The 9,525-nt window shown below is 31.7% G+C and carries 9 protein-coding genes; 3 read left to right on the forward strand and 6 right to left on the reverse strand.

The window, feature by feature from the left end:
- Positions 1-5 precede the first annotated feature (5 nt).
- From ACWVCY_RS13280 to ACWVCY_RS13300, 5 genes are all read right to left on the reverse strand, one after another.
- A complete protein-coding gene (locus ACWVCY_RS13280) occupies positions 6-236 on the reverse strand; it encodes a hypothetical protein (RefSeq protein WP_455143351.1) in 231 nt (76 codons plus the stop codon).
- 23 nt (positions 237-259) lie between these two features.
- Complete coding sequence (locus ACWVCY_RS13285) at positions 260-868, reverse strand: EMC3/TMCO1 family protein (RefSeq protein ID WP_455143352.1); 609 nt, start codon at positions 866-868, stop codon at positions 260-262.
- 113 nt (positions 869-981) lie between these two features.
- Entirely contained in the window at positions 982-2,382 is a 1,401-nt protein-coding gene (locus ACWVCY_RS13290; RefSeq protein WP_455143354.1) for a hypothetical protein, read from the reverse strand.
- Between the two features lie 10 nt (positions 2,383-2,392).
- Positions 2,393-3,310, reverse strand: a complete 918-nt coding sequence (locus ACWVCY_RS13295) for a deoxyhypusine synthase (protein WP_455143355.1) — start codon at positions 3,308-3,310, stop codon at positions 2,393-2,395.
- A 132-nt stretch (positions 3,311-3,442) separates the two neighbouring features.
- The gene (locus ACWVCY_RS13300) at positions 3,443-4,705 is read right to left on the reverse strand and encodes a diaminopimelate decarboxylase family protein (protein WP_455143357.1); all 1,263 of its coding nucleotides are present in this window, start codon (positions 4,703-4,705) and stop codon (positions 3,443-3,445) included.
- A gap of 111 nt (positions 4,706-4,816) precedes the next feature.
- Here ACWVCY_RS13300 and ACWVCY_RS13305 point away from each other — a divergent pair, with 111 nt between their 5' ends.
- Together ACWVCY_RS13305 and ACWVCY_RS13310 are read left to right on the forward strand one after the other, a co-directional pair.
- Complete coding sequence (locus tag ACWVCY_RS13305) at positions 4,817-5,749, forward strand: arginase family protein (RefSeq protein ID WP_455143359.1); 933 nt, start codon at positions 4,817-4,819, stop codon at positions 5,747-5,749.
- Positions 5,750-5,959: 210 nt separating this feature from the next.
- Entirely contained in the window at positions 5,960-7,174 is a 1,215-nt protein-coding gene (locus tag ACWVCY_RS13310) for an aminotransferase class I/II-fold pyridoxal phosphate-dependent enzyme (RefSeq protein ID WP_455143361.1), read from the forward strand.
- Positions 7,175-7,271: 97 nt separating this feature from the next.
- On the opposite strand, the gene ACWVCY_RS13315 is transcribed toward ACWVCY_RS13310, so the two are convergent.
- Positions 7,272-7,682: a hypothetical protein gene (locus tag ACWVCY_RS13315; protein ID WP_455143363.1), complete on the reverse strand. Its 411-nt coding sequence runs from the start codon at positions 7,680-7,682 to the stop codon at positions 7,272-7,274.
- 281 nt (positions 7,683-7,963) lie between these two features.
- On the opposite strand from ACWVCY_RS13315, the gene ACWVCY_RS13320 reads away from it, so the two are divergent.
- Positions 7,964-9,525: phosphoadenosine phosphosulfate reductase domain-containing protein (locus ACWVCY_RS13320; RefSeq protein ID WP_455143365.1), on the forward strand; the 1,562-nt coding region annotated here is incomplete at its 3' end.

The raw sequence follows: 9,525 nt of genomic DNA on the forward strand, positions 1-9,525 counted from the left end.
TCCTTCTAGCTATAATTCTCAAATATTCTCAATTGAATTGATGATTTAAGGCAAGCGTGGCAAATTTCTCCTCCGTATGGTCTTGCGGGAATTTTTTGACTTTTTGACACCTTTTTATGAAATTTACGTATTTGGGAACCACATAATTGACAGGATTTAATTTTTGCCCTTTTTTTGAGTTTAAACTCTGTTATGTATCCCTTTGGATTTTTTTTCTTTCTAATACCTTTAGTCATTTTTTTTTCACCTATTTAAGAATTTAATCTGGTTGTAATCCGGCTAATTTTTGCAAAATTGAACCAAAAGTAATCGATCCACCAAAATACCACCATATATATTGTGGAACAAATACATTACCCCAACCCTCAACAATCCCATTTTTTCCAATACCAAAAAGAATATTTTCAGGTAACGGGAAAGGTATTATGGCAGGGATGTTTCCAGTTATTATATCTGTTGTTGGATCTATACCCCACTGGAAAAAGCTAGAAAAAACAAAGAAAAATATCATTAGGGGAATAAAGGTAATCATTAAAGGTTTAAGACGCATGGTGGATAGCTCAGACTGAACCTTTTTCATTCTATCAGCACTTCGTTCATATTTCAATTTTAATTTTGTATCAGTAGTCTTTAGCATCTGCATTCGCATTTTATTGTATTTTTTGCTTTCTCGTGTCAATCTGGTTAATTTTTCAGTGTCTATCATTAGTTTTGATATTCCTGTTGAGAACAGTGAAACAAAGAAAGAAATTATTAGAATAAAAATGGATGAGAATGGTGGAGTAGTAGGAATTAAAGATTGAAGCAAATCATTTCCCTGTGTTATTAAATTGAATAATAGAAATTCTATATCTTGAATTATGAACATTATTTTAACCTTTTTATTAGTATTGAACTAATTTTTCAATCAAATAGCCCAAAAAATCATCAATCTAACGAGAACTATTTTATTATATAATTTTTCAGAAAGATCAATTATCTTTAGTTTATCTTTTTCACTGATTTTTTTGCTTCCAATGCATATTGTAAAACTTCTGCAACAGAAACGGCCTCTGGAAAAACTGGATTTTGGTTCTGGTAAATTCCTTTAAAACGAGAAAGTTCTTGATACGCTTTTTTGGCTTCTGAGTGTAATCCCTTCTCCTGAGCTAGGGTGATAACATCTTCCATTTCAGATAAATCCGCATTTACTCCTGCAATTGATAATTTTAATAAAGAAAAAACCATGTGAGCACGAACATAGCCTTTAATATGATCTGTTGCTTCTGATATCTTAATTGCTTCTTGAACTAAATCTTGAGCTTTTTTAATGTAGGTTCCATCAAATATTATACGATATTTATACAGAGATATCACCGCTAAACTTATTAAAGCCCCATACAGATCCGATATTCTTGCATGATCACGACGTCTAAGAATATAGTTATACATTTCTGAAGCGTTTGATAAATTTAATTTAGCAAGTTCTAGATTTCCTTTTATATGTGCTAACGCCATTTTACCCTGAAAATAAAGACTTGATTCGATGTTTATTTGCCGAAGAATTTTTTCTAAATTATTAATTAGATTTTGAACCTGTTTAAAATCCTCTAATTCTAGAAAAAGGTCAGAAAATCTTGAAAGATGGTAGAAAAGGTCAAAAACGGGGATTTTATCCTGAATGTTTTCTAGTTTTTTAGTAAATGTGGTATAGCTATTTTTTAGTTCATCTAATGCATTTTCTAAATTTGATTGAATCTCAACATCTGCAATTGATACTAATAAACTAATTGATCTTCTCTCATGACCTAGATGAGAAAAATTCTGTAAAGAAATCTCAAAGTGATGCCGCGCTTCATTTAGATTACCCAGACGAAGAAATGCTTCCCCTATTGCAGATTGAATTTGAGCAATGAAATATTTATTATTCTCACTAATGGCAAGTTCAAGAGCTGTTTGAAGTTGCTTGAAGATAAAACCAAACTTTTCCACTCCTCGTTCGATTAAATAAGTACTATATAAAAATAAAGCTCTCATTATACCATTTTTATCTTCTATGGATTCATAAAGTCTTCTAGCTTCTATGAAAAGTCCTTGAGTTCTTTCAAATGTCTTGGAACGAAGTGCGAGTTCAATTTTTATATTTGCAATCCCTTTAGTATATTTAAGATCATTAGCAATATTTAAATACTTTTCTAAGTCTATCACTTGTTCAATTTTTTCTTCCCAAACTCTTTGATACATTGCAAGGTAATTTATTGCATCTATTTCCACTAATCTATCATTTTCATTGATGGCTGACTTTAAGATTTGCTTCCAAATTTCTGCAGCTTCTTTTTCATACCCATGAATCCAATTTTCCCATGCTTTTTGAAATAGATCCTCAAACTGTGTATGACTCAAACTTTTCACTTCATGTTCGTGAAATAACTCCTGCTATTATTAAAGGTAAGACAAGGGTGACATCACCTAAGATATCAATCCACTGAGCGTCTGGAGCTACTTTTCCCCACGAAATAGCTTCTTTTACACTCGCTCCACTTACCCCTCCATGTTCAGGGCGATCCATAGTAATTTGTATTGCATAACTCAAACCATTATTCAGTTGTGAACCATTCATTATGAAGTGCTTTGGTACTCCACCCCCAAGGAAGATTGCACCCATTTTTTTTGATTCATATACAATTTGAGAAAATTCTGAATGATCCTTTAAAACATCAATCTGAAGAGGGTGATTTTGTGCGAAAAGCCACGCTTGAACTCCTAATATACTATCTGCAAATGAAGGGGAAAAAATAGGTATTTGTTCCTTAAAAGCTGCCCTAATAAACGAATTAGGATCTTTAATCTGTCGTCCCAATTCATAAATAAACTGTCTACTACTCAATTTTTCATTTGGGATAAAATCAAGAATTTTCTGAATCATATCTTCAAATTTAATAAATGCTTTCTGTGGAATTAAAGTACTAAAAATCCTGCTTATTTCCATTTTCTTTAATTCCTCATCATTTATATTCTCCATTCCGTGATAATGTGATGGTCCCAATGTTTCCAAAATATCATGACTTAAATTGGCTCCTGTGGTAATTACACAATCAACAAAATGCTTTTCAATCATCATACGAATAATATTTCTCATTCCTCCAGGAATTAACGCTCCTGCAAGACCTAAAAATGTAGTAGTTTCACTTTCTTTTATCATAAGTGTGAATAGATCAGTAGCTTTTGCCACTCTATGGCAATTAAATCCTCCCTCTTTCATTGATTCTAACAACTCATTAACTGTCATATGTGGCTTAAGAGTAACCTGTTTCATTTTTTTTAATTTCATTTATTACAGAATCTCCCTAATTATTCTAAATTATCCCCATTTAAAGTAAGATCGTAAATTTTTCTTTTAATCCTAAATAAAAATAATTCGTTATTAATATTGAAAAAGATACATTTGCTTCTTAAAGGACTCTCACTCTAGAAAATAAACTTTTGGTCTTTTTTCAAGGCAATAGGAAGAATTAAAAGACAAAGAATATGCTCCTGCTTGCAGGAATACAATTTTATCATTTATTGATAACTTTTGAAGAGTAACAAATGTTAAATCTAATGTTTTTCTATCTTGATAGGAATCTAAAGTGTCATTCGTTGCCCCTACTAGACGATATTTTATTAAAGGAACATTATCTCCAGTTATGAGATTAATAATCGGAAAAGACCAATTTGCAACTATAACGTCGGGGATAGTATTAAAAAAGCTCCCATCAAGGCATATAATCTCGTTTCCAATAGAATCTTGTTTAATATTACCTATGGAAAATATTAAAATCCCAGTAGAAGCTGTGAGAAACCTTCCTGATTCAATTATAATATTTAATTGGTTTAAAATAGTATTAAATTCTTCTTTAATTATTAAAGCAAATAATTCTGGTCCTGGGGTAGGGTTTCCATAATTAACTGGAATACCCCCTCCAATATCTAGAATAGAGAGTTTTATATCCCTCTTTTGAAGAAAAATTAATAATTCTGAAATCACTTTCATAGCTCTTCGATATGATTCAATGTTTATAATCTGGCTTCCTAGGTGAACGTGTATTCCAACTAAACTGAAGAAAGAAGAGTTTTTGCAATAACTAATGATTTCTAAGAATTTAGACTGTTCATTAAGATCAATTGGAATCCCAATCTTACTCCGTGAACCTGTGCAACTAAATAAAGTACTTTCTAATTCAACTAATGGATTTACTCTTATTAGAACTTTTATTTTTCTATCTACTTTTTTAGCTATTTTTTCAAGTCTTTGCATGTCGTGATAGGAATCAATAGCATAATATCCGATATTTGATCGAATAGCTTGTTCTATTGTGAGATCTAACTTTACAATGTTTGTATAAATAATTTTCTTTGGATCTCCACCAGTCTCTAAAACACGATTCATCTCACCTAATGAGGTAACTTCAAAAAAACTTCCATTGGCTAGAAATTGTCTAATTATTTGAACTTCAGGATTAGACTTCACAGAAAAAGCGATATTTATCGAATTAGCTCCAATTTTTAAAAAAGGTTTGAGTATTTTCTGATATTGAGCATTAAGCTGTTTTTTTGAAAATAGAAAAATAGGAGTCTCTTTTTTTTCAAGAAATTGATCTAAATCAACTTCATTCAGGTATAAACGACCATTTTTCCTTTTTAAAGAATCTGAATAATCTTGTGGATTTAATAGAGCAGTTGACATAATTCACCTAACTTTTTTTATTTATTTACAGAAGAATTTTTACATAATCTATTAATCTATCTTTATTTGTAATAATTCTCCTAATTCTAAAAGAATTAAGCAGGGATAAATGTGAAAAGCTTAGATTTTGTAATTCACGATTCTGAAATGCTCTGTGGAATAATAAGCAAAGATTTCTCAGAAGAAGAAGCAAATTTTAACTTGATTGGAACACCACTTGATATTACTTCAACCTATAGGTCAGGATCAAGAATGGGGCCAAATTCTTTTCGCAATATTTTATATTCTGATAACTTTGAATGTGTAACAGAATCAGGAGTAGATCTTAAAAAACATTATCGGATCAAAGATTATGGAAATATAGGAATAATCCCTCATAATCTTTCTAAAAGTCTTCAATTTATTTCTGAGGGTATTTTAGATTTCTTAAAGTTATCTTTACCCTTTTTAGTAATTGGAGGGGATCATAGTACTTCTATTGGAGTAGCTGAAGCATTGGAAGAAAACTCTCACTCTTTTTATCTAATATATCTAGATGCTCATCTTGATTTATATGACAATATAATGGAAAATCCCAAATCACATGCTTGTACCTTACGTAGGATTACAGAGAAAACGACGTTTCAGGGAGCAACAGTTTTAGGTTACCGTGATTTTTCATTAGATCAAATTAAATATGCCAAAAAAGTCGGATTAGAAATTTTTTCCACAGATAATTTAATGAACGTCCCAAATTTATACAATTTTGGATTTCAAAAGGCTAAAGCATTAATTTCAAAATATCCACATATTTATGTATCGATAGATTTAGATTTACTTGATCCTGGAGTTGCTCCTGGTGTAGGAAATCCTGTAGCTGGGGGTATTTCATCAAGACAACTATTTTGGATGATTCAAGGATTGTTCAAGGGACTTGGAAGATCTCATCTTATTGGTTGGGATATTGTTGAGTACAATCCTCTATATGACCATTCAGAGATTACAGCATTTATAATGACCAAATTATTGATTGAGGGATTAGGTTCATTAATATCAATAGATTAGAAAAAAGGCTTATTTTTTAATTTCTGGACATTTAGCAAAACCACTTCCTTTATTTTTACATTGTGAAAATTAAAACATAAAAAATACGTATAAATTTTCATCTATTTAGCGGCACTCTTCGCTTAAGAGAGAGTAAGAATTCATTTTAGAGCAAGAAAATATAAAAAAACAGAGAAATTATTTTTTGCATGATATTTGGGTGATGTTCTAATGGCAAATGATTCCACGAAATTTTTAAAAGATGAAATGCAAGAGATCCGAAAAGCAGGAAGAGAATGGGTACATCGTATCCTTGAAGGACCCAGTGATACTGTTTGTAGAGTAGAGGGGAAAGAAGTAATTATGTTATGTTCCAATAACTATCTAGGATTATCTAACCATCCTAAAATGAAAGAAGCTGCTATTAAAGCTATTCAAACTCATGGTGTTGGATCAGGTTCGGTTCGTGCAATTGCTGGAAACATGGATTTACATGAACAATGGGAAAAACGTCTTGCTAAATTTAAGGAACAAGAGGCCGCCTTTATTACATCAGCTGGATTTACTGCTAATCAAGGAGTCATCCAACAATTAGCGCCATCAACTGAGGATGTGATTTTATCAGAGGAATTGAACCATGGGTCAATTATCGATGGAGTACGAATAACAAAAGCCCAACGAGCAGTATACAAACATTGTGACATGAATTCACTAGAAAATGAAATGAAAAAACTAGCTAAGAAGAATCCTCGTCGAATTCTTGTTATTACTGACGGAGTCTTTTCAATGGATGGAGATCATGCTCCTCTTGATCAGATCTATAAAGTCTGTGAACCGTATAGTAATGTAATAATTTATGTCGATGATGCACATGGTGATGGAGTTTTAGGTAGAAATTATTCTGGTAAGGGACTTGTGGATCATTATAATTTGCAAGGGAAAGTACACATTGAGATGGGTACTTTTTCTAAAGCTTTTGGTACGATGGGAGGTTCAATTGTTGGATCAACAGAATTGATTACTTGGTGTCGAAATAAAACCAGATCTTATCTGTTGTCTGCAAGTCATCCTCCTGCAACAGCTGCAGCTTCAATAAAAGCATTAGATATAATAGAATATGAAGAACCTGATCTGGTAAAACGCCTCTGGGAAAATATCAAGTATTTCAAAAGTCGAATACTTGATATGGGATATAATCATGAAATTACGGCTGCATCAACAACAGCAATTATTCCCATAATATTTGGTGATCCTAAAAAGGCAAAAGAGGCATCTGATTTACTATACAGGGATTACGGAATATTTGCTCTTCCAATTGTTTTCCCTATGGTACCATCAGGATTAGATCGAATTAGAGTACAAGCAAATGCAGCATTAACCAAAGAACAACTAGATACTGGATTGAGGGCGTTTGAAGAGCTGGGGAAAAGGTTAAAAGTCTTTTAAAACTCTCATTCTTGTTTTCTCTGGATGGAACTTTTTCATAGTATAGTAAAAAAATAACAAGGATGATGATTTTATAGCAGAAAAATAATTCAAAAAGTCAATCTGCTTTTTCTGAAATAATTTTTCGATTTAATTTAACTTCAACTTTACCAGAGAACCGAAAAACTTGTCCACAATCTGGACAATACCAATATTTTCGACTTGCTTCATCTCCTTTTGAGAATTGATAAAATCCTTGAAAAACTGCGTTGGGGTGTTTACATCGTTTTTTCTTTCTTTGAACATACGTCTGAGTGAATATTTTAGGGATAGGTGGAGGTTCGTTCTCAAGTATTCGGGTCAACTCGTGTGGCTTATGTGAAATGGGAGAATGTTCTGTAAATAGATTTGATTTTTCTACTTTCATCTCTTTTTGGCATTTTGAGCACCAAAGAATTGTTTCTTTTGTTACTTCTATCTTTTTAGGAGATAGAAGAGTACCACAAGAATCACAGAAAGGCGTTCCCATTGTTGTTAACCAGTTTTTCTTTTTGATTTAGTTCTACACCTGTTTGTATGTTTTTTGTACTTCAATTATAACTTTCTGTTTTCGGGGAATAAAAAGTTAATCTATTAATAATACATTTAATGTGCATATTATAGAGCAAAATTTAATTTGAAGAATAATATCTGTTTTAAAATGACCCCCTTCATTTATAACAATTTTAATGTTTTAATTAACTGTATATAGTGAGAAAGAAAGAAATTAATTGGAAATTTTTTTTTGAATTATAAAACTGGCGATTTAATTTGGTTAGGACTCCCATTCCTTATTTAGGTAAGATCAGATTTTATTGGTGTGACCAATGTAAAGTTCCTTTGATTGATAAAAGTTGTAATATTTGCCAAAATGAAGGATCACAAGTAAATATTTCCCCTCCTGGAGATATAAGACCTGCTCTTAAAGGAGACCTTGATTTTATTGCTTCAGCGGTTGAAAAACAGTATGGAAGCCGTGTAAAAATAAAATTTACACAGTTAATTAAAAACCAAATTATATTTTTGAATAAAATTCCTTATATTGACAGAATGGATGAGATAATCATACAAGGAAGAGTTTTAGCGGTTTTTAGATACAATTTAATCAAAGAGTCCTTTGAAATTCTCCCTAAAATTACTTTAGCATCATTTTTGTGGGAACCTGAATCCAAAGGATGGATTAATGTTGATCAAGGCGCAAAAACTCCTATTTTAAACGGAGCCTCTGTTTTAAGGCCTGGAGTCAATTTTGCTGATAAAGAAATTTCATATGACGATCCAGTTATTGTAATCTGTGGAGAAGAAGTAATTGCTGTTGGATTAGCAAAAATGACTGGTATTGAAATGATGTCTCGCGAAAAAGGGGTTGCAGTGAAAACTAAGTATAAGAAAAAAGGGAAATTAGATCAATTAGCTCCTTTAGAGTTATCATGGGAGAAAATATTGAAAGCTAATGAGCATTCTTTAAATAAAAAAGAATCTACAGCCATTAATTTTATCGAGGACGCTTCAACTGGCTTTCAAAACAAAGTAATTGCATATTCAGGTGGAAAAGATTCGCTAGTCACATTAAATTTAGTTGCTCAATCTGATATCACTTATGATATTATTTTTTCTGACACAAAACTTGAATTCCCTGAAACAATCTCAAATATAAAGAAAATAAGTCAAGTTTATCAAAGACCTGTGCATCAATTCAAAAATATTCGTTGGGATTTTTGGGAAAGATTTGACAAGTTTGGTCCTCCAACACGGAATACAAGATGGTGCTGTAAAAGTGCAAAATTACTTCCTGTTAATGAAATATTAGAGTCTCTTTATCCTGATGAAAAAAAAGTTTTAACTTTTATTGGAAGAAGGCGTTATGAGTCATTTGGACGATCACGTGAGCCATTAATTTCTCAAAATCCTTGGATTCCTAAACAGGTAACAGCTGCTCCCATTCACAATTGGAATGCGTTTGAAATTTATTTATATTTATATAAATATAAATTATTTAGTTTATTGAACCCATTATATGAATCTGGTTTTATCAGAATAGGCTGTTGGGTATGTCCAGCCTCTTCTATGGCTGATTTTCATATTATGAAAACCACTCATCCAGATTTGATCCAAAAATTATTTAGTAATTTACATATGATTAAGAATAGAGAAAAGTTTCCTATAGAGTTCATCTCATGGGGCCTATGGCGTTGGAAAAACATACCTCAAAAGGTAAAGAATTTCTTAAATCGTCAACAAGTTGATTATAATGGTCAATTTTTAAATCAGAAGGAGAGAAATCATTTAAGATTTATCCTTACTTCCTATCCTTCTCCTTGTGTTGAAGGAGG

This window comes from Candidatus Hodarchaeum mangrovi, from assembly GCF_975850365.1.